A 26,437-nucleotide genomic window follows, 5' to 3' on the forward strand; every position below is an offset into this window, starting at 1 on the left:
GATCAAAGTGTCGGCATCCGGTCGGGGCGCGACCAGCGTGCGACCGGGGTGCCGGCGGCCGGCAAGGGAGCTTGAATGTCAGACCTCATCGAGACGCACAGCGGCCGCGCGAGACTCGCCGCGCGCTGCCGAGGCGTATGCGAGGCGCCCGTGTTTTCGGTGGCCGTCATCTCGGTGATCCTCCTCAATGCCGTACTGCTGGGTGTCGAGACCTACAGCGGACTCTCGCTCGCGTACGCCGTCCCCCTGCATGCGGCCGAACGGTTCTGCGTCGCGGCCTTCAGCGTGGAGATGCTGATCCGCCTCGGCGCGCACGCCGACCGGCCGAAGGCCTTCTTCCGTGATCCGTGGAACGTGTTCGACCTGCTGGTGGTCTCTTCGGCCTTCATCCCGCTCCTGAGGGAGAACGCCACCCTGCTACGGCTGCTGCGCCTGGCGCGCGTCCTGCGCACCGCGCGGTTCATGCCGCAGCTGCGGGTCCTGCTCGTCGCCGTCGGCCGATCCCTGCCCGGAACGGTCAGTTTCCTGTTCGTCGGCGCCCTGATCCTCTACGTGTACGCGGTGATCGGCTGGATCTCCTTCGCCGACCACGACCCGGCGCACTACGGCTCCCTCGGCCGGGCCGGACTGACCCTGTTCCTGCTGATGACGCTGGAAGGATTGGGCGACGCCGTCCATGCCGGACTCGCGGTCTCCCCGTTCAGCATCATCTACTACGCCTCCTACGTGCTCCTCGCCTCCTTCGTCCTGGTCAACGTACTGATCGGCGTCGTCCTCAACGCTCTGGAGGAGGCGCGCGAGATGGAGAAGGAAGCCCATCGGGCCGAGCGGGCCGCTCCGGATGCCCGGCCGGCCGCCCCGGACCCGGGGCGGGTCGCGACGCAGGACGCCGACGACCTCCTCCTGAGGATCGCGGCGGTGCGCAGCGCCCTCGACGACATGGAGGCCCGGCTCGCCCCCGCGAGCGCGGCACCGCCCGTCACGACCGAGCCGGCTCCGGCCGGGGCGGTGTCGGCGGGTGCGAGGTAAGCGCACGACGGCGCCCGGCGACAGCCGCAGCAGTGACCCACGGGTGGGCGGGCGCACCCGGCGGATCAGCGGGCGGCACCACTGCGGCCTAAAATGAGCCCGAAGGACAAATGAGGCATGTCCGGCGGCTTCGAGGTGCCCCCGCGGGCCGCTCGGCTGGCCCAGGAGGCGTGATGACCCGTGACGTAGCAGCGCAGTACGCGGACACCGACCCAGAGGACGTACTCAACAAGCTCGGAAGCTCATGGCGCTGGGGCCTCGGCCTCGGCCTCGTGACCCTGATCCCAGGCATCCTGATCCTCGTATGGCCCGACGAGACGCTGCACATCCTGGCCGTGATCATCGGCCTGCAACTCCTGGTGGCGGGCGGCTTCGGCTTCGTCAGGGCCTTCTCGCACAGCAGCGACCGCGGCGGCAGCAGGCTGGCGGGCGTCCTCATCGCCGTGCTCGCGTTCCTGGCCGGCGTGCTGGTGCTGCGCCACCCCATGCAGACGATCGGAGCGCTGTCCCTGATCGTCGGAGTCTTCTGGCTGCTGACCGGAGTGCTCACGGCGTACGTCTCGATCGCCGACCGCGCGCTCGTGCATCGAGGCCTGCACTTCGGCCTGGGCGTCCTCGGCGCCGTCGCCGGAATCATCGTGCTCTGCTTCCCGGTCGACTCCGCCGTGGCCCTGACGCGGCTGTTGGGACTGTGGCTCGTCCTGCTCGGCGTGTTCGAAGTGGTGATGGCCTTCGCGCTGCGCTCCGCCACCCGCCGGGTCACCGCCGCGCCGCCCCCGGAGTGAGCGCGGCCGGGGCGCGGCCTCGACGTGTTGGTGACCCGAGCCCCTAGAAGCCCGAGCCCCTAGAAGGCCGAGTGGCTGAACCAGTGGGCGAGCAGGCTCGTGTCGCCGAGCAGCTGGAAGGCGTCGCTCCGGTGGTCCAGGCGCCCGTAGAGGAGCAACAGGAGGTCGGCGGCGGTTCCCCGGACCGTGGCGTCCGCCGGGCGGGGCTCGCAGTGGTCGGCCGCCTCGGCCACCAGGGCGAAGCCGTCGGGGAGCAGCTCGACCAGCCAGTCGCCGTCCGCGTCCGCGTCCGTGCAGCTGAAGCGAACGGTCCGGTCGGGGGCGCGCAGCTGGGCGGTCAGCGGTGCGAACGAGGCGGCATGCGGAAGGTTGGTGAGGAACTCGTCGATGCCGTCGACCGCCAGTGCGCGGTCGATCCGAGGGGACAGCCCGAGTGCGAGTTGGGCGTCGACCCGGTGGACGAGGGTCTCGAAGAGCATGCGCCGGACCCAGAACCGGGCGTGTTGGTCGACTCCCCAGGCCCACATCGGTGCGTCCAGGTCGGTGGCGGCGAACACCTCTGCGGCCTCCGCTGCGCTCATGGCCAGCCAGTCCGGGAGGGCGTCGGTGTGCTCCGGCAGCCGCAGGTCCACGACACGGCTGGTCGGCGGGTGCTGGATGCGCTGGCGGAGCAGCTCGGTGAACCAGCGGTGCACGCTGCCGACGTGCCGTGTGAGGTCCGCGAGAGACCAGCCGGGGCAGGTCGGCACCGGGGTGGAGAGATCGGCCGCCGTGACCGTGGCGACGAATTCGGCCGTCTCGGCCGCGACGGCCGCTCCGTGCTGGGCGGGGTTCATTGGATGTGCCCTTCCTCCGGTGATGCCGTCTCGGGCCGCACGGATACTTCATGGTGTAGATGGTTTATGTCATCAAGCATTTGAAGTTAATTCGCACGCGCCGAGGATGTCAACTCGCCGGCGCCGGAGTGGACCCCTCCCGGCGCGGCCCTCAGCCGGCCGCCGGGGTCTTCCTGGCCGGGAGCAGGAAGACGAGTACGGCCGCCAGTACCGCGATGGAGCAGGTGGTCAGCGACGACATCGCGAAGGCGTGGCCCGCGGCCTCGGCCCTGCCGTCGGCTTCGGGGTGGAAGGAGTCGAAGAAGACCGCTCCGATCACGGCGACGCCCAGCGCGCCACCGATCTGCTGCGCGGTCGACAGCACCCCGGACGCCATGCCCACCGTCTCGGGGGCGATCCGGCTCAGGACCGTGTTCAGCAGCGGCGTGATCAGCAGTCCGCCGCCGACGCTCTGGAACATCAGGGTGGGGATGACCAGCAGGGGCGTCAGCCGCGGCCCGGAGAGCAGGACGACCGCGGTGGCCAGGTACCCGGCCGCGAGCACCACCGCACCGACCTCCAGCACGCGCCGGCCGTACTTCGGCACCAGCCGGCCCGCGGCCTTGCTGAAGACGAAGAAGGTCACCGCGGCCGGGGTGTACACCAGTCCCGCGCCGAGCGCCGACATTCCGAGTCCCTCCTGCAGCGAGATGGACAGGGCCAGGTAGTAGGAGGTCAGCAGCGCGTACACGGCCAGCACCAGGACGATGCCGAGCGAGAACGAACGCTGCGAGAACAGGCTCAGCCTCATCAGCGGGTCCCCGCCGCGCCGGTCGATCCCGCGCTCCAGTGCCACGAACAGCGCGAAGGCGGCGAGGCTCGCGGCGAAGCAGGCCCAGGTCCACCAGGGCCAGCCCGCCTCGCGCCCCTGGATGAGCGGGAACGTGAGCAGCAGGAGGGCGGAGCTCAGGGCGAGTACGCCCGGCACGTCGAGCTTGCGGGTGCCCGGCGCCCGGGACTCCGGTACGCACCTCGCCGCGCAGACGATCGTCACGACGCCGATCGGGACGTTGACCCAGAACACCGACCGCCAGCCGGTGCCGAACAGGTCGGCGCCGATCAGCAGACCGCCGACGAGCTGTCCGCCCATGGTCGCCAGGCCGATCACGATGCCCAGGGTGCCGAACACCCGGTGCCGCGCGTTCTCGGGGACGATGAGGGTGATGACGGCGAAGACCTGGGGCACCATCAGGGCCGCGCCCACGCCCTGGACGATGCGGGCCCCGATGAGGGCGCCCGGGTCCTGGGCGAGAGCGCAGGCCAGTGAGGCCAGGGTGAAGACGGCGGTGCCGGTGATGAACACCCGCTTGCGGCCGTACAGGTCCGCGAGGCGTCCGCCGGTGATCATGAACACGGCGTAGCTCAGCTGGTAGCCGGCGAGGATCCACTGCAACTGGCCGACGGAAGCGTCCAGGTCGGCCTGGATGGCGGGGCCCGCGACCACGACGATGAACGAGTCGAGGATGGCCATGAACATGCCCACCATCACGACCGACACGGCGGGCCATGGCACCGCGGGAGCGGCTTGCGGCCCCGCAGCGACGGCTTCTGCTTCGGCATTCGTCACGAACGCGTCCCCTTCTCGTCTTTCCGCTCCGTGCTGGACATGACGGCCCGGCGAGATGAGTGTACGCACGACCGTATGTTTACTTCAACGGCCTGGGGAGGCGAGCCCGAAGGGCCATCCGGTTCACGTCGGCGGTGCCCGTCGAGGGTGACCGTCCTTGGCGCCTGGGCGACTGGCCACGTTACGTCGAGGTGACTGATGCCTGCGGCAAGGCCGGCGCCTTAGCGTCAGTGACATCACCAGGCGCCGGACAACGAAAGCAGGACGCGTGCGCAAGCTCACCTACTACGTCGGCACCACCCTCGACGGATTCATCGCGGGCCCCGACGGTCAGTTCGACTTCTTCCCCTTCGAGGGCGATCTCGCCGCCGCGCTGCTGGCGGAGTATCCCGAGACGATCCCCGCCCACGGCCGGGGGCCGCTGGGCCTCGACGGGGTCGCCAACAAGCGTTTCGACACGGTGCTGATGGGCCGTGTCACCTACGAGCCGGGTCTCGCGGCCGGGGTCACCAGCCCCTACCCCCACCTGAAGCAGTACGTCTTCTCCCGCACCCTGGCTCAGCTCGACCCCGCCGTGGAGGTCGTCCCCACCGACCCGGTGGCGTTCGTCCGCGACCTCAAGAAGCAGGACGGGGAGGGCATCTGGCTGTGTGGCGGGGCGAATCTGGCCGGACAACTACTGGAGGAGATCGACGAGTTGATCATCAAGCGCTACCCCGTCGTCATCGGCTCCGGCATACCGCTCTTCGACGCACCGTTCCGTCCGGCCGGCTTCAAGCTGACCGACTCCCGGGTCTTCAACACCGGCGCCGCCATCACCACCTACGCGAAGGAGACGAGCATCCCGATACTGCTCCGCCCCACGACCGAGGCCGACCTCGACCGTGTCACCGCCGTGACGGTCGATGAACCGGTCGGCTGGATCCCCGCCGACCGGTACCTGGAGGAACTCAAGGAGGGCATGTACCGCCCCGAGTGGACCTGGATCGCCGAGCAGGACGGCCGGGTCGTGGCCCGGGCCCTGTGGTGGGGCCGGGCGACCAGCGAGCACCCGGTCGCGCTGGACTGCCTGTACGTCGACCCCTCGGTCGCCGACCGCGCCGCCCTCGGGTCCAGGCTGATCAGCGCGGGCCTGCGGGCCTTCGCCGAGCAGGGCGCGGCCAAGCTCCCGCTCTACAACCTGACCCTGCCCAACGGCTGGCGCGAGGACCCCGCCACCGTCGCGGCCGCCGACTGGCGGCGGGACGCCGCGCTGGGAGCCGGACTGACCGACGTGGTCGAGCGGCTGCGCCTGGAATGGACGCCCGAGGCCGGGCTCCCCGCATCCAGGGGGCGCCTCGTCTTCACCGAGGGCACGGACGAGGAGTTCCTGGACGTCTTCCGGCGGATCGCCGTGGGCAGCCTGGACGGGGAGACCCGCCGAAACCTGGTGGAGATGGGCGCGGAAGCCACCGCCCGCGAGGAAGTGGACTTCTACCTCAGCTGCCCGGGGGAGCGGTCGTGGTGGCGCCTTGCCCGCACCCCCGACGGGAAGGTCGCCGGGCTGGCCCTGCCCTCGGCGACGCCGTACTCCCGCAACGTCGGCTACCTGGGCGTCGTCCCCGAACTGCGCGGACAGGGATACGTCGACGACGTGCTCGCCGAGATCACCCGGGTGCAGGTGGAGGCGGGGGCCGAGCTGATCACCGCCACCACCGACACCGACAACGCGCCGATGGCCGCGGCGTTCGCCCGGGCCGGCTACCGGACCACCCAGACCCGGCTGATCTGGTCGGCGCCGGAGCCGGGCCCCGCTTCATGAGGCCGGCCGCTCCATGAAGCCGTGTGCCTCATGAAGCCGCCCGCCTCACGAGGCCAGCAGGTCGGCGAGCTCGGTGCGGGAAGTGACGCCCAGCTTCGGGAAGGCGCGGTAGAGGTGGTGCCCGACCGTGCGCGGGCTCAGGAACAGCTGGGCACCGATCTCCCGGTTGCTGGCACCGGCCGCCGCCAGCCGAACCACCTCGCGCTCCTGCGGGCTCAGCAGACTGATCGGCCCGTCCTCGTGCACGGTCAGCCCCGTCTCCCCACCCGCGGCGCCGAGTTCCGTCCGGGCCCGGTCGGCCCAGGGCCGCGCCCCCAGCCGTTCGAAAGCGTCAAGAGCGGCGCGCAACTGGTCCCGGGCATCGATCTGGCGGCGCAGGCGACGCAGCCACTCCCCGTACAGCAGCGCCGTACGGGCCCGGTCGTAGTCGCTGCCGCCCTCGTGCAGGGCCAGCGCCGCGATGAAGTGCCCCTCGGCCTCACCGTCCGGGCCGGTCAGCGCCAGGCAGCGGCGTGCCGAGGCGGCGAGGGCGTCCTGTCCCAGCGCGGTCGCCCACTCCCCGAGCGCCCGGGCCGCCTCCGACGCCCGCTCAGGGCGGCCGGCCCGTACCGCGGCCTCGACCACATCCGGCAGCAGGAGCAGACGGAGCAGCGGGTGGCCCACCTCCTCAGCCGCCGCCTCCAACCGCTCCAGAGCCGTATCCGCCCGTCCCAGGCCGAGTTCGAGCACGCCCAGCGCCCACAGGGCGTCCGCCGTGCCCCGGCCCACCCCGCGCGGCCGGGTGTACTCCAACGCTTCGCCGGTGAGCGTACGGACCCGCTCCTCCTCGCCCCGGACGGCGGCCGGCATCGCCAGGGCGGCACGCAGATGAGCGGCCCGGTGAGCCAGGTCGTAGTACTCGGCCAGCTGGAGCGCCTCGGCGGCCCGCGCCGACGCCTCCTCATGGTGGCCCAGAGACAGCTCCGTCTGGACCAGCAGATGCAGCGCGGTGGGCAGCCAGCCGCTGACGCCCTGGTCGCGGCAGTGCGCGACGACCGCGGCGGCGGCATCCCGGGCCGCCGGGTGATCGCCCGTCAACTGCAAGTAGATCCCGGTCATCAGACGATCCATCACGCCATCGGCCGGGGCATTCGCGAGTGCACGCAGTGCCTCCAGCCCGCCGGGCACGTCACCGCCGAACAGCCCGGCCGGTACGGCCAGCACCGGCAGGGCGGGGGAGCGGAGCGCGATCTCCCCGATCAGCGCGGCGTCCCCGGCGCAGAACGCCGCGTGGACCGCATCGGTCAGCAGCGAGGCCGTCATGTCCGGCCGCTCGACGCCCGTCAGGTCCGCGCTGTCGACCAGGATCCGAGCCGCCGCCCGCGGCCTGCGGTACCCCAGCTCGACCACGGCCCGGGCGCGCGCGAAGCTCGCCGCGACGCCCGCGTCCTCCAGCGGCAGCGGCACCTGGTCGGCCAGCGCGCCGCACCGCTCGTCCTGTCCGGCATCCGCGGCCCGCTGCGCCGCCGACACCAGCCGCCGCGCCCGCGACCGCGGATCCGCGGTGAGCCGGGCGGCACGCTCGTACGCGGCGGACGCCGACGCCATCGCCTGCCGGCTGTCCGCCCACTCGGCGACGCGTTCCAGTTCCTCGGCGACCGTCTCGTCCGGTCCCGTCGACGCGGCGGCCAGGTGCCAGGCCCGCCGGTGCGCCTGACCGGCCTCACCCAGCGCCCCGGCCAGCGCCCGGTGCGCGGCGATCCGCCGGGCGAGCGGGGCGCCCTGGTACGCGGCGTACCGCACCAGCGGGTGCCGGAACCGCAGGGCCTCACCGGAGAGCAGGACGAACCCGGCGCGCTCGGCCGGCTCCAGGTCCTCGACCGCCGCGCCGAGCCCGCCCGCCGCGCGCAGCACCACGGTGAGGTCGCCCGTGTCGTCGGCGGCGGCCACCAGCAGCACCAGCTGGGCGGCTTCGGGAAGCCGGCGGATCTGTTCCAGGAAGCCGTCCTGGAGCCGGCTCGGCAACCCGGCCGCCGCGTCGGGCAGTACGGACGGCCCGAGCCGCCCGGCGCGCTGGGCCGGGGTGAGCGCCGCCGACAGTTCGATCAGGGCCAGCGGGTTGCCGCGGGCCTCCTCGATGACGCGGTCCACGACGTACGGCGGCAGGCCCGCCACCAACTCGGCCGCATCCCCCCGGTCCAGCCCCTCTACCAGCAGCCGGGGCAGCCCCTTCACGGCGGCGCCGGGCGCCCCGTCGCGGACCGCGAAGAGCATCACCACGCCCTCGGCCCGGAGCCGGCGCGCGGCGAAGGCCAGCATGTCCACCGAAGGCTGGTCGAGCCACTGGGCATCGTCGACCAGGCACAGCAGCGGGCCGTCGGCCGCGGCCTCCGACAGGAGCGTGAGAACCGCGAGCCCGACGCTGAAGCGATCGCGCACGCCTTCACCGCTCAGGCCGAACGCCGACCGCAACGCAGCCGCCTGGGGCTCCGGCAACGCGTCGACCAGGTCCATCACCGGCAGGAAGAGCTGGTGCAGCCCACCGAAGGCCATCTCCATCTCGGACTCGATGCCCTCGACCCGCAACACCCGCACGCCGTGCGCCTGCTGCGCGGCATGGTCGAGCAGCGCGGTCTTCCCGATCCCGGCCTCACCGTGCACCAGCAGGACACCACTCGCCCCCCGGCGGGCATCCGCGAGCAACCGCTCGATCCGCTCCCGCTCCGCGTACCGCCCCCGCACGACCCACCCCCGACTTCCCGTGTACGGACCACCCCGCTCGGGCCCGACGGGGCCGCGCGACAGCTCCCGGAGACTATCCCGGTGATCACCGGCTCACCGGCACCAGGGCTGGTGGTGGCGGCCGCCGCCAGGCGGGGGTCTGCCGGGGCCGGGCGTCCTCCGTGATCCGCCGCGACTCCTGATGTAATAATCGCTGCATGAGTTCACCCATTACCCACGAGGGAGAAGTCTTGCCTTTCGCGCACACGGCCGAGGCCGTACACGCATGGGTCCACGGTTGGTCCGCTTCGCGCGGCGCAGCCGAACCCGCACCTTCCGCCTGGGGGTTCACCATCGACGTGGGCCTGTCCGGACACGTCATGCGCCACGTCCTGCACGCTGCGGACGAGGCGACCGTCCGCAAGATCACCGAGCACACCACCGCGCCCGGCGTCTGGCTGAAGGCCTTCCTTCCACCGGAAACGCTCGAACCCTGGCTCGCCCCTGGCTGGCACCTCGCCGGCGGAGCCGGCTACCTGATGTCCGCCCCCCTGCCCGTCGCCACCACCCGGGCCCCGGGCTCCGTCCCCGAGGGCTACCGGATGGACACCTGGACGCGTGACGGCGTCACCCGCGCCCTGGTGCGCACCACCGACGGCGCCTTCGCCGCGCGCGGCCAGATCGCCGTCACCGGCCACAGCGCCGTCGTCGACCAGGTGGAGACCGACCGGGCCCACCAGCGCCGCGGCCTGGGGCGCCTGGTGATGCACGGGCTCACCGAGGCCGCCGCGGCGCAGGGGGCCACGGCAGGCGTACTGGGCGCGACACCAGAGGGCCGCGCCCTGTACGAGACGACAGGATGGCGGGTACTGGCCCCGCTGACCAGCGCCCTGCGGGGCCCGGACCCGCATTGACCACGGCGGGGGAGCGGTGAGGCGCGGCCCGGAGCCGCCTGCGAACGACTCCCGTACTCGCTCAAGCGGCCGTCGTACGGCCCGCCGCCGCCTCGATGACCTCGTCCAGCACCTCGCGGGAGCGCACCAGATCGCCGATCATCCGGTCGATCCGCCCCCGCTCCGCGGCCAGTTCGGCCACCAGCGCCGGAGTGGCGCGCACCGACGGGCCGCCGTCCTCGTCCCGCATACAGGGCAGGATCTGCGCGATCTTCGTGCTGTTGAGGCCGGCCGCATAGAGCTCTTGGATCCGGATGACCCGGTCGACCGCCCGCTCGGGGAAGTCCCGGTGGCCGCCGGGCGTCCGGTCCGACACGAGCAGGCCCTGCTGCTCGTAGTAGCGCAGCGAACGCTGACCGACCCCGGTGCGCGCCGCCAGTTCACCGATCCGCATGCCCCACCCCAGCTCTTGAACCTGACACCGGTGTCAACTTCTACGGTACCGGCATGACGCAGACACAGCACGCTCCCGCCGCCTCCCGCCTCTTCGAACCCGCCCGCCTCGGCAGCCTGGACCTGCCCAACCGCCTGGTGATGGCCCCGCTGACGCGCAACCGCGCCGGGGCCGACGGCGTCCCCGGCGAACTCATGGCCAAGTACTACGCGCAGCGCGCCTCGGCCGGCCTGATCATCGCCGAAGCCAGCACCCCGAACGCCGTCGGGCAGAGCTACCCCCACATCCCCGGCATCCACACACCGGCGCAGATCGCAGGCTGGCACCGGGTCACCGAGGCCGTGCGGGCCGCCGGCGGCGGGGGGATGTTCCTTCAGCTCCAGCACGGCGGCCGGGTCGGCCACCCCGAGACCAGCGGGCAGGTGCCGCTCGCCCCGTCCGCGGTCAGGTTCCCCGAGCGGCTGCACACCCCCGGCGGCCTCCGGGACGGCGTCGTACCGCGCGCGATGACCGCCGAGGACATACGGACCACGGTGGCCGACTTCGCGAGCGCCGCCCGCGGCGCCGTCGAGGCGGGGTTCGCCGGAGTGGAGGTGCACTCCGCCAACGGCCACCTGCTGCACCAGTTCCTGGCCCGCAACACCAACCGCCGTACCGACGAGTGGGGCGGCTCCGCCCTGAACCGCATCCGGTTCCCCGTCGAGGTGGTCCGGGCCGTCGCCGAAGCCATCGGCCCGGAGCGGGTCGGCGTACGCATCTCGCCCGGACGGGACGTCAACGGGATCGAGGAGGGCGACACCGAGGACATCTACCCGGCGCTGGTCAAGGCCCTGGCAGACCTCGCGCCGGTCTACCTGCACCAGGTCCACGCCGACCCCGACCAGCCCGCCTACGCGCAGATCCGCCGGGACTGGCCCGGCACCCTGATCGCCAACCCGGCCCTCTCCCGCGAGGAGGTCGCGGCCGACGGCGGCAAGCGGCGGGGCGAGCGCCTGCTGTCCGAGGGCGCCGATCTCGTGGCGCTCGGCCGGGGCTTCCTCGCCAACCCCGACTTCGTGGAGCGGCTGCGTACGGGCGCGCCGCTGGGCGAGGTCCGTCCGGAGTTCCTGATGCACGTACACGGCGCGGAGGGCTACACCGACTACCCCGCCCTCGGCGCCCACGAACGCCACACAGGCCGCCTGAGCGACTGATCCGTGCTTCGGGGCGGGGCGGGGACGTCAGGACAGCCGGCACGTGTGGAACCGGTTGGAGCGGACGTTCCCGAACGACGCGGGGAGCCGGGCGATGCCCTGGTCAGGGCGGATGGTCCGACTCTGCCCCCGGTACTCCGTACCGCTGTACACGGTGACGCACCGACCCCACAGCCGGCCGTCGCGGCGCCAGGTTCCGGCGCTGCTCCACACCGATGCGCCACCGTTGAAGCCGACGTACGCGGTCGTTTCCGGATAGCTCGGCATGTCCTGCGAGACGAAGCTCGCCACCCCCGTGTAGTCGGGGCCGGTCCAGCCGCACACCCAGCCGGAGGGGCACGGCTCGGCCGGGGCGAGGCCGGCCCGCGCCGGCGGGGCGAAGGCGACGCAGAGCGCACAGACAGCGGCAGCGGCCGCTACCCTCCACCTCACATCGCGCGGGCGGCGGTCGCTGCGCCGTCCTTCGGCCAGGGCGCGTACGGTCACGAGGATCACCGCCACTTTCCGGGAGGATGACCTGCGGGGGCTGTTCCATCGCACCTCCGTTCCGCCTTGATCGCACCACCAGACGCGCCGGCCGGTCTCGCGCACACGAGAGGCAGGCTCCCGACGCGTTACGTGGTTCAGTGCTGCCCGAGCGGAGCTCCGGCGGCCCTCTTCGGCCAACTCCCGCACGGCTGGCGCCATTCCGACGGCAAACGCCCGTGTTCCCAGGCGCCCTGCGAGAATCGGGGGACGGGGACGAACAAGGAGGCGCGGAAGTGGTCTTGGCCCTGCTGCTCGGAGTCCTGGCACTCGCCATCGGCGGCTGCGCGTGCGTGGTGTGGGCGTCCCGCGGTGGTCCCCCCTGGTCCCGCGCCGTGGCCACCGCCACCCTCGCCGCGGCCGACCTGATCCGCGGTGCCCAAAAACGCCGCCGCCGCGGCCTCCGCGGCACCTCCGGGGGCGACGGCGACGGCGACTAGACGTCTTCCTGGGCGCCGTGACTGCGGCGTCACGAGCCGGCTGGCTGCGGGCGCGACACCTCGACGGATTCAGCCCGCCGAGCGGCACGGCGACTGAGCCAGGACTTCTCAAGCTCCGACAGAGGCGGCTGGGGCACGGGGCCCGTGTCGTTGTAGAGGGCAATCGGGTCCTCCGGCGCGGACCACGAGCCGACGGTCACCAACCGGTAGATGAACTCGTCTCCCTCCGGAAGCGGGACCGTAATGGCCTCCGGTGCAGGCGGGCCGGGCACACACCGGCCGACGTCATCGGCGAACGGCCCGCCGGCCGGACGACTGCCGGGCGACGTCAGGCAACGTCCGGCAGGGCTGTCGGTGGTCTGTGGGCGATGTGTCGGTGGCCGTTGGCACCGTGGCCGATGAGGTGCCCGGCGAACGGCCGTAGCCCTCATCGCCGGCAAGGGAGCCCCGTCACGATGTCGTCCGCACCCCCCACCCCGCCGTGGAGCGTCCACCGACTGCCGCGCGCCGATGGACGCGTCTTCCTGGTCACCGGCGCAAACGCTGGCATCGGGTACTTCGTCGCCGAGCAGCTGTCGGCGACCGTCGTGCTCGGCAGCCGCAACCCCGCGAAGGCCGAGGCCGCCGCCACCTCGATACGAGCACATGTCGCGGGGGCGCGGGTGCGGGCCGTACGACTGGACCTCGCCGATCTCCCGTCGCTGCGGACGGTTGCCGAATCCCTGGAGGTGGAACGCCTCGATGCGGTGGTCCACAACGCCGGCGTCGCTCTCGACGACCCGCCGCGCGAGGAGACCGGGGGCGGTCACGAGCTGATGTTCGGCACGAACCACCTCGGGCACTTCGCGCTGACCGGGTGGCTGATGCCGCTGCTGGCGGCCGCTCCGGCGGCGCGCGTGGTGACCACGGGCAGCTTCGCGGCGAAGTCGGAGCGGCTCGACCTCGACGACCTCCAGTCCTTGCAGGACTACCGGCCCAAGCGCGCCTACGGGCGCTCCAAGCTGGCGCAGATGTACTTCGGCGTCGAACTCGACCGTCGTCTGCGGGCGGCCGGCAGCTCGGTGGCGAGCGTGGTGGCACACCCTGGCGGCGCGCTGGACTCCCTCACCCCGTCACGGCCGCCGGTCCATGTACGGACGACCGGCGCGCGGCTGAGCGCGGCACCCGCCGGCCTCCTCCTCCAGGGCAAGCACGCCGGCGCGTGGCCCGCCGTACGTGCGGTGCTCGACCCGTCCGTACGCGGCGGCCAGCTGTGGGGCCCGCGCGCCTTCGGCCTGCGCGGCGAGCCGCGACGCGAACCGGTGTGGGACCACCTCGCCGACGGCTCCGTCGCGGCGCGCCTGTGGGACGCCAGCCGCGACCTGACCGGCGTCGACCCCGGGTAACCCGCCGGGCAGTTCAGGGCGAGGGCGAGGGGTGGACGAGCCGGGCACCGACGTCGCTCGGCCGGGATGTTCTGCGCCGGTCAGGTACGCCGGGAGATGAGCGCGGCCCGGGCCGCGAGGACCGTCACGGCGGCCGCGGCGAGCAGGGCGGCGACGCGTACGACGTTCCAGGTGTCGAGCGTGAGTTGTCCGTCCAGTTCGGGGTTCCCGGGCAGGCGCAGGCTCATGTCGGCGATCGCGATCGCCGGTACCAGCAGGTGGAGCAGCCAGCCGTACGGTCGGGGATCACGGGCGTGGGCACCGGCCAAGCCGAGGAGGGGGCCGAAGACCAGGGCTCCGATCCACCACACGGTCATGCTGCCCGCCATGCTGCCCCAGTCGATCGGCAGGGGAGCCGCCCCGTCGCCGAAGTCGCGCGGGTCGAGGGGGTACGCACGGAACCCACCCTGGCCGAGTTTGACGAGGTAGTACGCGGCGACGGCCACCATCAGCGTCGCCGGCGCCAGCCACACCGCCCGACGCCCGGACCGGCACACCCAACCGACGGCGAACGCGAGCGCCGCCCAGGACCAGCCGGCACTCGATATCAGGTGAACGACGTGCCCGACCGGCCCACCGACGGTCTCCCGGCCCCCGTCCGCCGCCTGCCGGGTCAACAGCGGGCCCATCACTCCGACCACCACACCCACCGATAACGCGGCGGGAACCATCATCCGGGAAGGCGCCAAGGTCACGTTCATGGCGCCGATCCTGCCCGCCCACCGGCCCACACCGCCAGGGTCATCCAACGTGAGGAGACCAACTGCGCCGGGCGGGAACCAGCCCCACCCCCAAGCGGAACGCTGGGCAACGTCCCCACCTCAGCGCAGGCAGGGGCGTAATGGGCGGGTCGGTGTCGCTCCGTCAGGCGTAGCGGCAGACCGTGACGCCGTCCGCGGCACCGCATCCCATCCTCGTGTAGTTCTTCTGGACCATGTTCCAGTAGTGGCCCCAGTACCTGTAGCTGGGGTCGTCCGTGTTCCAGTTCGGGCCGGCCGCGTCGTAGGCGGCCTTTTCTCCGGCCCATTGAGACACGGACTGGGAAGGCCCGGCGCTCGACATGTTCTCGGCGCCGTCGTTGAAGCCCAAGTCGTGCTTGAGGCCACCGGCGTGGGAACCGGGGTTGTCGGCCCACGACTGCGAGCCGGAGGCGAGACCCTCGTCCCAGGAGATGGGCGGCGCGCCTTCCTTCTGGCGTATCGCATTGGTGTCGCCGAGCAGTGCCGCCTGGTCGGCGGGACTGACCTCGGCTGGGAGGCCGGCGGAGACGTCGGCGAAGGCCGATGGGCCCGCCCCCCACACGAGTCCTCCGACCATCAGCGTTGCCGCGATGGCCACGGTCCGACGGCGTGTGCGAGAAGTATTTCTCATTGCGACTCCCGGTCGCACGGAAACAGCGGTGAGAACCGGCGCGTTTCACGACCGTCAACCGTCATGGGACGGGTGACACGGCCGGCGGGCGCGATGGGTGACTTGAACCATCGGCAACGCGGTGTTCTGGTCGGGGCGGCGCAGGGCCGCTTCCCCTACGGCCAGCGTATGTCCGGGGGCCGAGGGCGGCGACCGGGGCGGCGATGGCGGCTCACCTGCCGCCCCGGGGCAGAGTGTCCGCAAATCCCACCGGTGGCTGACGACCATCTGTTGCCGTATCGCCTCGACCACGGCGACCACCCCTGCTCGCGTGGGCCAACTCCTCGACGCACTCACCGGAGTCGGCACCACACCATGCAGCAAAGGGAGTTGATGACGGCCGGGCAGCCGCGCTCGATGCCGCCCGGCCCCTGGTCCCGCAGGCCCCCAGCAAGGAGCTAGGCGCCGGGGTTGACGGGCCGTTTGTAGTACCGCCACGGGAACCATCCGGCGCCGACCGGGATCCACCCTTCCGATTCCATCCGTCGGTGGCGCGGGCCGGAGGGGAGTGCGATCCGGCAGTGCTCCCAGGGGTGGTCGGAGGCCTCGACCTCGTGGAAGAAGGGGCCGTAGCCGACCACGTGCCAGCCGTCGCGGCCGGCTTCCTCCAACGCGGCCATCTCGTTGAACGCGGTCAGTCCGCCGAGGGTGCGGCGCTTCGGGGCGTCCGGCCCCCCGGCGAGCGGTGCCGCCGAACCCGCTCCTGCGGTCTTGTCCGCGAAGCGCTGCTGGGCGGCCTGGCGGCTCACTCCCAGGACGCGGCCCACCGTGTCCCAGCTGTGGCCGGCGGCCCTGGCCCCCTGTACGGCTTCGCGCAGCAGCCGGCTCGCCTCCTCGGCGCCGACGCGCGAGGCGTCCAGCAGGCGCAGGTACCCATGGGCGTCATGCTCCAGCGACTCGGCCAGCCCGTCGGGGGAGCCGAGGACGGCTGCGGCGATGCCTTCCCGGATCCGGTCCATCTCCACCGGGTGGAGCAGCGGTCCGTCGCTCATCGGCGCAGTCCGACAAGCGGTTCGAGGGCGTCGAGGACCGCCTCGTCGCGGAGCGCCTGAGCGGCGGATCCGCGGGCCGCCCGGGCGGCCAGAGCGGCCGTGCATGCGATGAGCGCGAGGCTCACGACGATCAGGGCGACGGTGGCGAGGGTTCCGAACCGGCCGCCGAACATCACGGTCACGGCCGGCAGGCTCACGGCGAGCGGCAGCACGGCGGCCAAGGATGCGTCGGCGGGGAGAGGGGCGTCCCGGTGCCGGGCCTTCAAGTTCAAGATCGACATGCGTCAAGAAAACCTTGACACTGCCGACTTGTCAAGAATTCCTTGACATTGATGCCGCGTGACCGCTCCGTGCCGCCAAAAATACCCCCGGGGGTACCCGTGCTACGCTCGAAATATACCCCCGGGGGTAAATGCCAGTCGAAAGGAGCAAGTGCGTGTTCTTCATTGACACCATCGAGACCGAGGGCCTGGGAAACCGCAGCTACCTGGCGGGCGGCGCCGCTGCCGCGGTGGCGCTCGACCCGCCCCGCGACATCGACCGGGTCCTCGCGGCGGCAGCCGTACGCGGGGTGCGGATCTCCCACGTGGTGGAGACCCACATCCACAACGACTACGTCACCGGCGGCCCGGACCTGGCCCGCCTGACCGGCGCCGCCTACCTGGTGCCGGCCGCCGCCCGGGTCTCCTTCGCCCGGACTCCGGTGGCCGACGGCGACACGGTGGCCGTCGACGACGGCATCACGCTGCGGGCGCTGGCCACCCCAGGCCACACCCCCCACCACACCTCCTACGTCCTGGAGGAAGGCGCCCGGGTGGCGGCGGTCTTCACCGGCGGATCGCTGCTGATCGGCTCGGTGGGCCGCCCCGACCTGGTCGAGCCGCGCCTGACCGAGGAGCTGGCCCGCGCCCAGTACGCCTCTGCCCACCGCCTGGCCGCCGAGCTCCCCGACGAGACACCGGTGCTGCCCACCCACGGTTTCGGCAGCTTCTGCTCCTCCTCCCAGTCCGAGGGTGACGCCACCACCATCGGCAAGGAGAAGAACGTCAACGACGCTTTGACCAAGGACGTCGACTCCTTCGTCGCCGGACTGCTGGCCGGCCTGGAGGACGTGCCCGCCTACTACGCCCACATGGGCCCGGCCAACGCCGCCGGCCCCGCCCCGGTGGACCTCGGCGCACCACCCCTGACCGACGCGGCCGACATCGCCGAGCGGCTGGCCGCCGGGGAGTGGGTGGTCGACCTGCGCAACCGGATCGCGTTCGCCGACGGACACGTCGCGGGTTCCTTCAACTTCGAGGCCGACGGGAAGATCGCCACCTACCTCGCCTGGATGATCCCCCGGGGCAAGCCCCTCACCCTCCTCGCCGACTCACCCGCCCAGCTCGCCGCCGCCCAGCGCGAACTGGTCCGCGTCGGCATCGACCGCCCAGCCGCCGCGGCCACCGGCACCCCCCGCGACTGGCTGGCCGACGGCCACGCCCCGCGCTCCTTCCCCCGCGCCACCTTCGCCGACCTCGCCGCACGGGCATCCGGCTCCGAAGCGGTGGTGTTGGACGTACGCCGGAACTCCGAGCGCGCCAAGGGCTGGATCACCGGCTCCGTCCACATACCCGTCCACGACCTGCACCGGCGCCTGGCCGAGGTTCCGCCCGGAACGGTGTGGGTGCACTGCGCCGGAGGAATGCGCGCGGGCATCGCCGCCTCCCTCCTGGACGCCGCCGGACGTGACGTGGTCGCCGTCGACGACTCCTTCGACGCCGCCTCCCGGGCCGGCCTGCCCCTCACCGACGGCAGCTGACCACCCCCCTCCCCGAAGAACTGGAAGGAAGCCCGATGTTCCTCTTCCGTCGCGGCGCAGCCCGCGTCACCCCCGCCCAGGCCCGCCAGCGCACCACCGACGGTGACGCCGTCCTCCTCGACGTGCGCGAGCTCGCCGAGTGGAGCGCCGGACACGCTCCCGGCGCCGTCCACGCCCCGCTGTCCCGCCTCCTCATCGGCACTGCCCTGCCCACGGCCGCGCAGGACCGGCCGCTCGTGGTGATCTGCCGTTCCGGGCACCGCTCCCAGCGGGCCGCGGGGCTCCTGACCGGCCGCGGAGCCGAGGCAGTCGACGTCAAGGGCGGTATGAACGCCTGGGTGACGGCCGGGCTGCCGGTCGTCGATGAACGCGGAAGCAGCGGCCGGATAGCGTGAGCACGCTCATCCTCGCCCTGGCCGCCGGCGCCGTCATCGGACTGGCCCTCGGGGCGTTGGGCGGCGGCGGCAGCGTCTTGGCCGTCCCCGCCCTGATCTACCTCCTCGGCTTCACACCGGCCGCCGCGACCACCGCATCCCTGATCATCGTCACCGCCACCTCGGCCACCGCCCTCTACGCCCACGCCACCTCCGGCAACGTCCGCTGGAAGACCGGCGCCCTGTTCGCCGCTGTCGGCATCCCACCCGCCATCGCCGCAGCCGCGCTCGCCAGCCGCGTGCCCGAGGCGCTGCTGACCGCCGCGTTCGCCGCCATCGCCCTCCTCGCCGCGCTCGCCCTGTTCAAGGCCCCGACCCCCGACCGGCAACCCAGAGCCGTCCGGCCCGCGCGGGCGGCGGGAGCGGGCGTAGGACTCGGCGCGGTCACCGGCTTCCTCGGCGTCGGCGGCGGCTTCCTCGCCGTCCCCGCCCTGGTCTCCGTGCTGGGCCTGCGCATGCGCGCTGCGGTCGGCACCAGCCTCCTGGTCATCACCGTCAACTCCCTCGCCGCGCTCGTCGCCCGCGCCGGCACCCACACCCCCCTGAACTGGGCGGTCATCGCCCCCTTCACCGGCGCGGCGATCCTGGGAGCCTGGGACGGCAAACGCCTCGCCGCCAAAATCTCCGGCCCCGCCCTCCAACGGGCCTTCGCGAGCGTCCTGTTGGCCGTCGCCGCCCTCATGGTCACCGACGCCCTCCACTGACCCCCTCCACCCCACACCCAGGGATCCCGTGCAGCGGATCCCCTCCCACAAGGACGGAACACAGCACCATGACCCACCCCTACCCCCACACCCTCGACGCCCGCCAGGTCCACAGCCGCCTGCACGAACTGATCGTCCTGGACGTCCGCACCCCCGCCGAATACGCGACCGGACACCTCCCCGGCGCCCTCAACGTCCCCCTCGACCACCTCACCCGCGCCCTGCCCGACATCCGCGAGGCCGCCGCCCGAGGCGACATCCTCGTCGTCTGCGCCTCCGGCACCCGCTCCGAGGCCGCCTGCACAACCCTCGCCGACCACGGCATCACCACCGCCGCCCTCGCCGGAGGCACCGGAGCCTGGACCGACGGCGGCCACGCCCTCCACCACCCCGACCACCACCGCCCCACCACCTGGAGCATGGAGCGCCAGGTCCGCTTCACCGCCGGCGCCGTGGTCCTGACCGGCCTCGCCCTCGGCCGCCTGCGCCCCGCCTTCCGTCTCGCCTCGGCGGGCATCGCCGGCGGGCTGGTCTTCTCCGCGCTCGCCAACACCTGCGGTATGGCGCCCCTCCTCGCCAGACTCCCGCACAACCGCCCCCGCCAAGGCGACCTCGAAGCCACCCTCGCCGCCCTCCGCGGCCACTGACCCGCGCCGATCAGATACCCCCTGGGGTACCATGAGGGTGACCGCGGACGAGGCCAGGAGGCAGCAGTGAAAGTCGACGACGACGCAGTCAAGTCAGTCCTCAACCGCCTGCGCCGCGCCCAGGGGCAGCTCGCGGGCGTCATCGCCATGATCGAAGCCGGACGCGACTGCAAGGACGTCGTCACCCAGCTCGCCGCCGTCTCCAAAGCCCTGGACCGCGCCGGCTTCAAGATCGTGGCCAGCGGCATGCGTCAGTGCATGGCCAACGCCGACGAGAACCAGGCGCCCATGACCGAGGAAGAACTCGAAAAGCTCTTCCTCGCCCTCGCCTGACCCGCGCACACCGAAACGGCCCGGTCCCGAATCCTTCGCGAACCCGCGCGTCCCGCGGAGGCCGATTCCGCTCTTGCGGTCCGGGCCGGCTGCTCCACGCCAGAAACCCGGGCCTGCCGCTCGTGGAGCGGGTGACCCGGGTGGACCGGCCGACGTCAGCCGGGTATGTCGTGCGACTCGGTGGTGCGGGGCGGTGAGCTCGCCTCAGTTGCCGATACCGGAGCTGCCGATGCCGGAGTTTCCGATGCCGTGGCTGCCGATGCCCGTGTTCGCGATGCCCGCGTTGCCCAGACCCCAGTTGGCGATGCCCGCGTTGCCGACGCCGTCGTTGAGCACGCCCGCGTTGCCGATGCCGTCGTTCAGGGCGCCCGCGTTGCCGACTCCGTCGTTGAGCGCGCCCGCGTTGCCGACGCCCGAGTTCCCGAAGCCCGAGCTGCCCACGGACGGGCCCGGCCCCATGTCGTGGGCGCTGGCCGCGGTGGCGCCGCAGACAGCCAGCAGCCCCGCGGCACCGAGCGCGGCCGTCACGCGACGAAGAGTTGTGCTCATCGTTACATACCTCCTATTTCGGGCATCCTTGCCTGCTATACCTAGCACGCGGCCATGCCCAATACGTGGAGGAGTGCCCCGAAGCGGTTGTGTCGCCCAGAGGCCCCGCCCAACGCCCGGGCGGCTGTGCGAGGGGCTTGCCCAGGGCTGTCCGGCTCAGATGCCCTCCGGCCGGTTGTGGCCGGGGGACATCTGACCGGTCGCTCGGGGGAGAGGTGTGTCAGGTGGTGATGGTGGCGACGGGTTCGAGGCCGTAGGTGCGGGCGTAGCCGTTCTCGGTGCCGACGATGAGGTCGACGACCTCGAAGTAGCGGTCCCAGAAAGGGGTTTCGCGCAGTGCGTCGATGAGGAGCTGGTAGGCCCGGTGGTCGTCGGCCTCCCACACCCAGACGTCGGTGACGCGCGCGGAGTAGAACTCGGTGTCGTAGAAGCGCGACCGGACGCCGGTGGTCTTGGCCTCGATGGCGGGCAGGACCTGGGTGGTGAAGGCGTCGACGCGCTGTTGGACGGTCATGGCGAGCCACTCGGGCGTGGTCTTGACGAGTATGAACGCCGTGACCGGAGGTGTGGTGTGTTCAGCGGACATCAGGGTGTCTCCAAACTGGCAGGTGGTTTTGGTGCGCCGGACCGCTGTGCGTTCCGGCGGCGGATGGTGCGCTTCAGGAGAGGACGGCGGGCTTGAGGGTCTCGGCGCACCACTGCTCGAAGCCGGTGGGGGAGGCGGTGTCCGGGGTGCGGGCGACGCCGGCGTCCAGGCCCTGGTCTTTGGCGCGCTTCATGTCGACGATTCCCTGGACGAAAGCCTCGTTGAGGCCGTAGCCGACGAGGGTGGTGTACATCTCGTCGAACGGCTGGCGTTCGTAGCGGACCGGGCGGCCGAACTGCTCGGTCATGATGCGTGCCAGGTCGTTGGGGGACACGTCCCGAGGCCCGAGGACCGGGACGTCGTCGATGCCGGTCCACGAGCGGTCCAGCAGCAGGCCGGCGGCGATGGCCGCGATGTCGGCGACGGCGACGAGGGGGGCCTTGCGGTCGGCGTCGACTACGTCGGTGAAGACGCCCTTGTCGCGGATCGAGTCGGCTTCCTCCAGGAGGTTCTCGAAGAAGGACGGGTTGGCCAGGGCCCGGTAGGCGACGCCGGAAGCGGCGATGAGGTCGTCCATGGCGAGGGAGGCGCTGACCAGGCCGGCGCGGTCGGCGAGCGGGGTGCCGCGGCCGAGCGCGGAGACGCCGACGACATGGCCGACGCCGTGGGCGGCGCACGCCTTTGCGGCGGGACGGGTGAAACCGCTGAAGGCGTCCTCCGGGGGCAGCGAGGCGTCCGGGGGGACGAGCCAGAAGACGGCGTCGGCACCCTCGAAGGCCCGGTCGAGGACCTCGGCGTCGCCGTGTGAGCCGGTGATCACCTCGACGCGTCCGCGCGCCGCCTCCGGCAGCCGGGCCGGGTCGCGCACGATCACGCGCAGTTCCTCGCCCGCGGCGGGGGCGGACTTGAGGAGCCGGGAGAGCAGGGAACGGCCGATGTTCCCCGTGGGAGCGGTAATGACGATCACGAAAACCTCGCAGGTCGTGCTGGTCGGTACGCCCTCATCCTGCGGAGGAACCCAGTGCTGCCACAATGGAAACTTCGGCACGGAATCATTGCCTGAAGTGGAATGATGCTGGTGAGCAGCCCGGATTCGCCGTTGCGCGCGCGGCGGATGGCGCGCCACGTGGGGGGCGCGAATGCATGGGGACGTCGAACTCGGGCCGCTCTACGGCTGGTTGTCCCTGCCGTTCCGCCTCCTGGTCGGCCCGATGATCGCCCTCGGGATGCGGTAGTCGGTCGTTGCCCGGGGAGGTGTCGAAGCCTCAGGTCGTGACGTTCCCGGGGGCGCTCCCGTCGTCCGCGGCCCCCCTCCTGCGTACGGCGGTCGCCGCTGCGGGGTTGGCGTTCCGTACGGTCGGCATAGGTGGGGCCGCGCACGGCGGCATGTTCCTGATCCTTCCCGGCATCACCGCGGGCGTGGTCCTGGCCTGCGAGGCATCGGCCGTGGCGCCGTCGCCGCTGATCGCGCAGGCCACCCGTTCTAGAAGACCCCTCCGGGTTCCCCTGCCTTGCGGCCACGCTCGTCGGGGGGCGCCGCGGGGGTGGCTCCGTAGGTGTACGCGCTGCGGATGTGCCCGTCGCGGGCGTGGACGATGACCTGCGCGGGCTGGTGCTCCTTGGCGTGGCGTCGTGCGCCGTCGATCGCATCCTTCTGCGTCCGGTGCGGCTCGTGCAGGAGCCGACGTCCTTCTCTGCCCTCGACCTGCCACTTCACGCCCGCGGCCGCCGCGTGCTCGCTGGACGGTGAGACGTGGTAGACGGTCCGTTTCGCTGCCATGGTCCTTCTCCTCGACTGTCAGGCAGACTCCGTGACCGGCCTGCCGGGTCTCTTCGAGGCCGCCTTGTCGTCTTCTCGCTCGACCGTCTCGATCCCGCCGCCGCTGGTACCACCGCGTCGCCTACATGGAGTATTCCCGCTCGTCCCTCCGGGGACACCAGCTCGGGGACACCGCCGGGGCCCTGGCCGGTAATCGATTGGTTACTCCTGGTCGTCGGTGGGGAAGATCGACTACGCCCGATCCGAGCACGACAGAAGGAGACCCTCGTGTCCGACGACCAGCCCACCGAGCCCACCGTCGACGAGGCCGACACCCAGCAGGCAGCCGCCAAGGCGGGCCGGCAGGGCCACCAGACTCTCGGCAAGAAGACCATCAAGGGGCAGGTCATCACCCACACGATCGTCAAGCCGCTGCCGGGCGGGGGACAGACCGAGGGGTGACCTGCTGCGGCGCCCCGACCGGCCTGAGGTAGGGGAACTGGGTGACTTCGCCCGTGTGCCCGCGAGCCTGGCGGCCAGGACCACTGCCTACGCGGCATCGAACGGTAGCGTGCGGCCGGTGGGCTGCTTGCAGACGTCGCAGCGGTTGAGCCGCATTGCGTTGCCCGCGTAACTCGGCCCGGGCGGCAAGCGGGAAGCCGTGGTGGCCCGCCTTCCGGGTAGCACTGTCATCTTGGGTGAGGGGCGATGATCGTATCGGTGGTGTCGATGCCGGAGGGTGTCGTCGCTCGGGCAGCGTTGCCCGAGGCCAGGGAGCGTCTAGCAGCCCCCGACTTCGTGATCGTGGACATCGACGAAGGAGACGACCCCCCGTCCGACGAGCAACCGCTCGCCCGTCTGCTGGGACTGGATGACAAGACGTGGGATTGGCTCGGCAGGCAGTACGAGCCGGTACGGGCCGACTACCACGCGGGAGCTGTCGGGTGTGTCGTGCCGGTGATCGACGGCAGTCACATCAAACACATCCACGTCTACGCCAGCGAACGCCACCTCGTCACGATCCACCACGGGCCCGTCGGGCTGATCGAGGACTTCATCGGACGGCTGCCTGAGGACATGCCCTCCGACGGGACGACGGCGGTCTTCCTCTTTCTGCACGGTGTATTGGAGGCCTTTCGCAGGGCCACCGCCCAAGCGCTCCTGGACGTGGGGGAGGTTGAGGAGGCGATGTTCGAGGGGCGGACATCGCAGCACGTCCAACAACTGGCCCACCTGCGACGGCGCGCGTCCCAGCTGCACCGTGCGTTCCTTCCCTACGCCGCGGTCGCGCAGGAGTTCCTCACCCACCGCAGGATGGCGAACCCCGGCATCTCGGAGGAACGGCGGGTGCTGAACCGTACACACGAGAGCACCGTGCAGCTGGTGATGATGGAAATCAACTCCCTGCGGGACGAGACCAGACGGGCCGCCGACACCTACTCCTCCCTCGTCGCCGAGCAGCAGAACCTCGTGATCAACAAACTCGCGGTCGCCTCCGTCATCTTCTTGCCGCTGTCGTTCCTGACGGGCTTCTTCGGCATGAACTTCACCTACCTCAGCAACCACTTGGCGAGCGAGAAGACCTTCCTGTGGTTCGGCATCGGCATGCAAGTGTGCGCTCTGTTCGGGGCCATGTACGTCGTGCTGTACCGGACGCACTGGCGCCAGCTCCGGGACGGCGGGACCCAGGATGCCGCCGCCGGCCGCGAACAGTCGGACCGATCCTGACTCAAGGCTGAGGTCAAGACGTCAGGTGCCGCGTTGGTCGCGGTCGGCCCAGCTCGCCGCGGCATCCCGGGCGGTTTCGATCAGGCCGCTCTCCCAGCCCGAGGGCTCCTCACGGGTCTGTCGTAGGCACAGCAGGGCCGCGAGCGCGGCCTCGTTCAGGCGTTCACGGAGAGCCTCCAGAGCCGCTGCGGCGGCGGTAAGGGCGGTGTCTGGGCTGTGTCATGTTCCGGATGACATCTCCCATGTCAGCGTTTAGGTGACATCGTGGTTGTCATCGTTTCGATGACATGCTACAACGGATGCACGTTGAAGCGCATTGGCAGTTTCTGCCTGAGCCAACTGGAGGTGTTTCGCGATGTTGATGCGCACTGACCCGTTTCGCGAGATGGACCGGATCGTCCAGCAGCTGTCGGGTACGTCCGGGACCTGGTCGAAGCCGTCCGTCATGCCGATGGACGCCTATCGCGAGGGCGAGGAGTACGTGATCGCCTTCGATCTCCCCGGCGTGACGCCGGAGGCGATCGACATCGACGTCGAGCGGAACATGCTGACCGTGAAGGCGGAGCGGCGCCCTGCGGCGAAGAACGACACCGTGCAGATGGAGCTTTCCGAGCGGCCCCTCGGTGTCTTCTCCCGCCAGGTCATGCTGGCCGACACCCTCGACACCGAACGCATCGAAGCCGACTACGAAGCGGGTGTCCTGACCCTGCGGATCCCGATCGCCGAGCGCGCCAAGCCCCGCAAGATCAGCATCGGCAGCACCGGCGGCCGCAAGCAGATCTCCGGCTGAGTCCTCCCGCACCAGCCGGCCGCGGAGGGCGGCACGAGCCGACCCCCCTCCGGCGCCCCGCCCTCCGCACCCCTTCTCTCTCCGGAGGTGACGTGATGTCGATGCGCAGGGAGTCGTTCCTTGCCCACGTCCAGGAACGCGGCGAGTACGAGACCAGGGAAGAGGCCGATCGCGTTGCCCGCGTCGTCCTCGCCCTGCTGGGCGCACATCTGGTCGGCAGCGTGCGGGCCGAGCTCGCCGGCCGCCTCCCCGAGACGTACGCCCTCATCCTCCTGAACCCGTTGCAGGCCGCGGAGCCGCTCTCGCCGGACCGGTTCGTCCGCGCGGCCGCGGCCTGGATCGAGGGCGCCACCGAGAAGACGGCCCTGTGGGACATCGGCGCGGTGCTCTCGACCGTGGCCGCCGCCGCGGGCGATGCCCTCACCAGCGAGGTCCTCCTCCAACTCCCGCACGGCTACGACCTCCTCTTCGGCCACCCCCAGCCCACCTGACCACCAAGCCCGAAAACCGGATCCCTCGCAGAGAAAGGGCAACCGCAGCCATGTACGACCAGCCTCGCGCGAACGCGTCCACGACGGCCATGACGTTCGACCGGATGCTGGAACGCGTGCGCTACGAAGGCGCCTACCCCACCCGCGAACGCGCCGCGGAAGCCGTCCACCACGTCCTGGCCGCCCTCGGCCGCCAGCTCACCGGAGACGAACGAGCCGACCTCGCCCAGTGCCTGCCCGTCGAGGCGGCCCTCACCCTGACCGCACAGATCCCCGACACCCGACACCTCACCGGCTGGGGCTTCGTCAAGGACCTGGCCGCACGCACCGGCGCCACCCCCGCCACCGCCCGATGGGACACCGGCGCCGTCCTCGCCACCGTCGCCCGCCTCGCCGGACCCGACCTCCTCGCCCGCATCCTGCGCCGACTCCCCGACGGCTACGCCCTCCTCTTCGGCCAGGCCGAACTGCGCCGGCCGGAGCCCGCCCCCGCCTGACCCGGCCACTGAGCGCGGTGTTCGATGTGC

30 protein-coding genes are annotated in these 26,437 nt (G+C 71.8%); 17 read left to right on the forward strand and 13 right to left on the reverse strand.

Going from position 1 to position 26,437, the window contains the following annotated elements; all coding sequences use genetic code 11:
* Positions 1–75 precede the first annotated feature (75 nt).
* Together IE248_RS35070 and IE248_RS35075 are read left to right on the forward strand one after the other, a co-directional pair.
* Positions 76–1,029: an ion transporter gene (locus tag IE248_RS35070; RefSeq protein WP_073795477.1), complete on the forward strand. Its 954-nt coding sequence runs from the start codon at positions 76–78 to the stop codon at positions 1,027–1,029.
* A 173-nt stretch (positions 1,030–1,202) separates the two neighbouring features.
* Entirely contained in the window at positions 1,203–1,814 is a 612-nt protein-coding gene (locus tag IE248_RS35075; RefSeq protein WP_229895758.1) for an HdeD family acid-resistance protein, read from the forward strand.
* Positions 1,815–1,873: 59 nt separating this feature from the next.
* On the opposite strand, the gene IE248_RS35080 is transcribed toward IE248_RS35075, so the two are convergent.
* Together IE248_RS35080 and IE248_RS35085 are read right to left on the reverse strand one after the other, a co-directional pair.
* The gene (locus tag IE248_RS35080; RefSeq protein WP_190032864.1) at positions 1,874–2,650 is read right to left on the reverse strand and encodes a maleylpyruvate isomerase family mycothiol-dependent enzyme; all 777 of its coding nucleotides are present in this window, start codon (positions 2,648–2,650) and stop codon (positions 1,874–1,876) included.
* 151 nt (positions 2,651–2,801) lie between these two features.
* Entirely contained in the window at positions 2,802–4,256 is a 1,455-nt protein-coding gene (locus tag IE248_RS35085; RefSeq protein WP_190032865.1) for an MFS transporter, read from the reverse strand.
* Positions 4,257–4,524: 268 nt separating this feature from the next.
* On the opposite strand from IE248_RS35085, the gene IE248_RS38500 reads away from it, so the two are divergent.
* Entirely contained in the window at positions 4,525–6,057 is a 1,533-nt protein-coding gene (locus tag IE248_RS38500; protein ID WP_308438209.1) for a dihydrofolate reductase family protein, read from the forward strand.
* 45 nt (positions 6,058–6,102) lie between these two features.
* On the opposite strand, the gene IE248_RS38355 is transcribed toward IE248_RS38500, so the two are convergent.
* Complete coding sequence (locus IE248_RS38355) at positions 6,103–8,778, reverse strand: ATP-binding protein (protein ID WP_190032866.1); 2,676 nt, start codon at positions 8,776–8,778, stop codon at positions 6,103–6,105.
* A 197-nt stretch (positions 8,779–8,975) separates the two neighbouring features.
* Between IE248_RS38355 and IE248_RS35105 the strand changes: the two genes are divergently transcribed.
* Positions 8,976–9,671: a GNAT family N-acetyltransferase gene (locus tag IE248_RS35105; RefSeq protein WP_190032867.1), complete on the forward strand. Its 696-nt coding sequence runs from the start codon at positions 8,976–8,978 to the stop codon at positions 9,669–9,671.
* A gap of 61 nt (positions 9,672–9,732) precedes the next feature.
* Here the strand turns inward: IE248_RS35105 and IE248_RS35110 are convergent, their stop codons facing one another.
* On the reverse strand, positions 9,733–10,104 hold the full coding sequence (locus IE248_RS35110; RefSeq protein ID WP_073795487.1) for a MerR family transcriptional regulator: 372 nt from the start codon (positions 10,102–10,104) through the stop codon (positions 9,733–9,735).
* Between the two features lie 53 nt (positions 10,105–10,157).
* On the opposite strand from IE248_RS35110, the gene IE248_RS35115 reads away from it, so the two are divergent.
* A complete protein-coding gene (locus IE248_RS35115; RefSeq protein ID WP_190032868.1) occupies positions 10,158–11,297 on the forward strand; it encodes an alkene reductase in 1,140 nt (379 codons plus the stop codon).
* A 27-nt stretch (positions 11,298–11,324) separates the two neighbouring features.
* On the opposite strand, the gene IE248_RS35120 is transcribed toward IE248_RS35115, so the two are convergent.
* Positions 11,325–11,798, reverse strand: coding sequence for a peptidase inhibitor family I36 protein (locus IE248_RS35120; RefSeq protein ID WP_100581636.1), 474 nt, complete (start codon positions 11,796–11,798; stop codon positions 11,325–11,327).
* Between the two features lie 260 nt (positions 11,799–12,058).
* Between IE248_RS35120 and IE248_RS35125 the strand changes: the two genes are divergently transcribed.
* Positions 12,059–12,262, forward strand: a complete 204-nt coding sequence (locus IE248_RS35125) for a hypothetical protein (RefSeq protein WP_124289690.1) — start codon at positions 12,059–12,061, stop codon at positions 12,260–12,262.
* Positions 12,263–12,717: 455 nt separating this feature from the next.
* Positions 12,718–13,647 (forward strand): SDR family NAD(P)-dependent oxidoreductase, encoded by a 930-nt coding sequence (locus IE248_RS35130; RefSeq protein WP_190032869.1) that lies wholly within the window; start codon positions 12,718–12,720, stop codon positions 13,645–13,647.
* Between the two features lie 80 nt (positions 13,648–13,727).
* Here the strand turns inward: IE248_RS35130 and IE248_RS35135 are convergent, their stop codons facing one another.
* The 4 genes from IE248_RS35135 to IE248_RS35150 all read right to left on the reverse strand — a co-directional run bounded on the left by IE248_RS35135 (position 13,728) and on the right by IE248_RS35150 (position 16,369).
* On the reverse strand, positions 13,728–14,387 hold the full coding sequence (locus tag IE248_RS35135; protein ID WP_159032014.1) for a hypothetical protein: 660 nt from the start codon (positions 14,385–14,387) through the stop codon (positions 13,728–13,730).
* A 163-nt stretch (positions 14,388–14,550) separates the two neighbouring features.
* A complete protein-coding gene (locus tag IE248_RS35140; protein WP_190032870.1) occupies positions 14,551–15,024 on the reverse strand; it encodes a CAP domain-containing protein in 474 nt (157 codons plus the stop codon).
* A gap of 470 nt (positions 15,025–15,494) precedes the next feature.
* Positions 15,495–16,088, reverse strand: coding sequence for a hypothetical protein (locus IE248_RS35145; RefSeq protein WP_190032871.1), 594 nt, complete (start codon positions 16,086–16,088; stop codon positions 15,495–15,497).
* Positions 16,085–16,369: a hypothetical protein gene (locus tag IE248_RS35150; RefSeq protein WP_190032872.1), complete on the reverse strand. Its 285-nt coding sequence runs from the start codon at positions 16,367–16,369 to the stop codon at positions 16,085–16,087. Before IE248_RS35150 ends, IE248_RS35145 begins: the two co-directional genes overlap by 4 nt.
* Positions 16,370–16,524: 155 nt before the next feature.
* Here IE248_RS35150 and IE248_RS35155 point away from each other — a divergent pair, with 155 nt between their 5' ends.
* From IE248_RS35155 to IE248_RS35175, 5 genes are all read left to right on the forward strand, one after another.
* Positions 16,525–17,889, forward strand: a complete 1,365-nt coding sequence (locus tag IE248_RS35155; RefSeq protein WP_190032873.1) for an MBL fold metallo-hydrolase — start codon at positions 16,525–16,527, stop codon at positions 17,887–17,889.
* A gap of 35 nt (positions 17,890–17,924) precedes the next feature.
* A complete protein-coding gene (locus tag IE248_RS35160) occupies positions 17,925–18,284 on the forward strand; it encodes a rhodanese-like domain-containing protein (RefSeq protein WP_190032874.1) in 360 nt (119 codons plus the stop codon).
* A complete protein-coding gene (locus IE248_RS35165; protein WP_190032875.1) occupies positions 18,281–19,027 on the forward strand; it encodes a sulfite exporter TauE/SafE family protein in 747 nt (248 codons plus the stop codon). Before IE248_RS35160 ends, IE248_RS35165 begins: the two co-directional genes overlap by 4 nt.
* A gap of 68 nt (positions 19,028–19,095) precedes the next feature.
* Positions 19,096–19,674 carry a rhodanese-like domain-containing protein gene (locus tag IE248_RS35170; RefSeq protein ID WP_190032876.1) on the forward strand — a complete coding sequence of 193 codons (579 nt, stop codon included), beginning with the start codon at positions 19,096–19,098 and terminating at the stop codon, positions 19,672–19,674.
* Between the two features lie 66 nt (positions 19,675–19,740).
* Positions 19,741–20,007 (forward strand): metal-sensitive transcriptional regulator, encoded by a 267-nt coding sequence (locus tag IE248_RS35175; protein WP_008735333.1) that lies wholly within the window; start codon positions 19,741–19,743, stop codon positions 20,005–20,007.
* A gap of 204 nt (positions 20,008–20,211) precedes the next feature.
* Here the strand turns inward: IE248_RS35175 and IE248_RS35180 are convergent, their stop codons facing one another.
* The 4 genes from IE248_RS35180 to IE248_RS35195 all read right to left on the reverse strand — a co-directional run bounded on the left by IE248_RS35180 (position 20,212) and on the right by IE248_RS35195 (position 22,922).
* Positions 20,212–20,556 carry a hypothetical protein gene (locus IE248_RS35180; protein WP_073795507.1) on the reverse strand — a complete coding sequence of 115 codons (345 nt, stop codon included), beginning with the start codon at positions 20,554–20,556 and terminating at the stop codon, positions 20,212–20,214.
* A gap of 220 nt (positions 20,557–20,776) precedes the next feature.
* Entirely contained in the window at positions 20,777–21,142 is a 366-nt protein-coding gene (locus tag IE248_RS35185; protein WP_190032877.1) for a darcynin family protein, read from the reverse strand.
* Between the two features lie 73 nt (positions 21,143–21,215).
* Positions 21,216–22,109, reverse strand: coding sequence for an NAD(P)H-binding protein (locus IE248_RS35190; RefSeq protein ID WP_190032878.1), 894 nt, complete (start codon positions 22,107–22,109; stop codon positions 21,216–21,218).
* Positions 22,110–22,625: 516 nt separating this feature from the next.
* On the reverse strand, positions 22,626–22,922 hold the full coding sequence (locus tag IE248_RS35195; RefSeq protein WP_008735328.1) for a DUF2188 domain-containing protein: 297 nt from the start codon (positions 22,920–22,922) through the stop codon (positions 22,626–22,628).
* A gap of 267 nt (positions 22,923–23,189) precedes the next feature.
* On the opposite strand from IE248_RS35195, the gene IE248_RS35200 reads away from it, so the two are divergent.
* The 5 genes from IE248_RS35200 to IE248_RS35220 all read left to right on the forward strand — a co-directional run bounded on the left by IE248_RS35200 (position 23,190) and on the right by IE248_RS35220 (position 26,407).
* Complete coding sequence (locus tag IE248_RS35200; RefSeq protein ID WP_190032879.1) at positions 23,190–23,363, forward strand: hypothetical protein; 174 nt, start codon at positions 23,190–23,192, stop codon at positions 23,361–23,363.
* 246 nt (positions 23,364–23,609) lie between these two features.
* Positions 23,610–24,629, forward strand: a complete 1,020-nt coding sequence (locus IE248_RS35205; RefSeq protein ID WP_229895759.1) for a magnesium transporter CorA family protein — start codon at positions 23,610–23,612, stop codon at positions 24,627–24,629.
* A 355-nt stretch (positions 24,630–24,984) separates the two neighbouring features.
* A complete protein-coding gene (locus IE248_RS35210) occupies positions 24,985–25,419 on the forward strand; it encodes an Hsp20/alpha crystallin family protein (RefSeq protein ID WP_190032880.1) in 435 nt (144 codons plus the stop codon).
* A gap of 95 nt (positions 25,420–25,514) precedes the next feature.
* Complete coding sequence (locus IE248_RS35215; RefSeq protein WP_190032881.1) at positions 25,515–25,910, forward strand: DUF2267 domain-containing protein; 396 nt, start codon at positions 25,515–25,517, stop codon at positions 25,908–25,910.
* A 50-nt stretch (positions 25,911–25,960) separates the two neighbouring features.
* Positions 25,961–26,407 carry a DUF2267 domain-containing protein gene (locus tag IE248_RS35220; protein WP_190032882.1) on the forward strand — a complete coding sequence of 149 codons (447 nt, stop codon included), beginning with the start codon at positions 25,961–25,963 and terminating at the stop codon, positions 26,405–26,407.
* Positions 26,408–26,437: the final 30 nt, after the last annotated feature.

This window comes from Streptomyces goshikiensis, from assembly GCF_014650555.1.
GTDB classification, from domain to species: Bacteria; Actinomycetota; Actinomycetes; order Streptomycetales; family Streptomycetaceae; genus Streptomyces; species Streptomyces goshikiensis.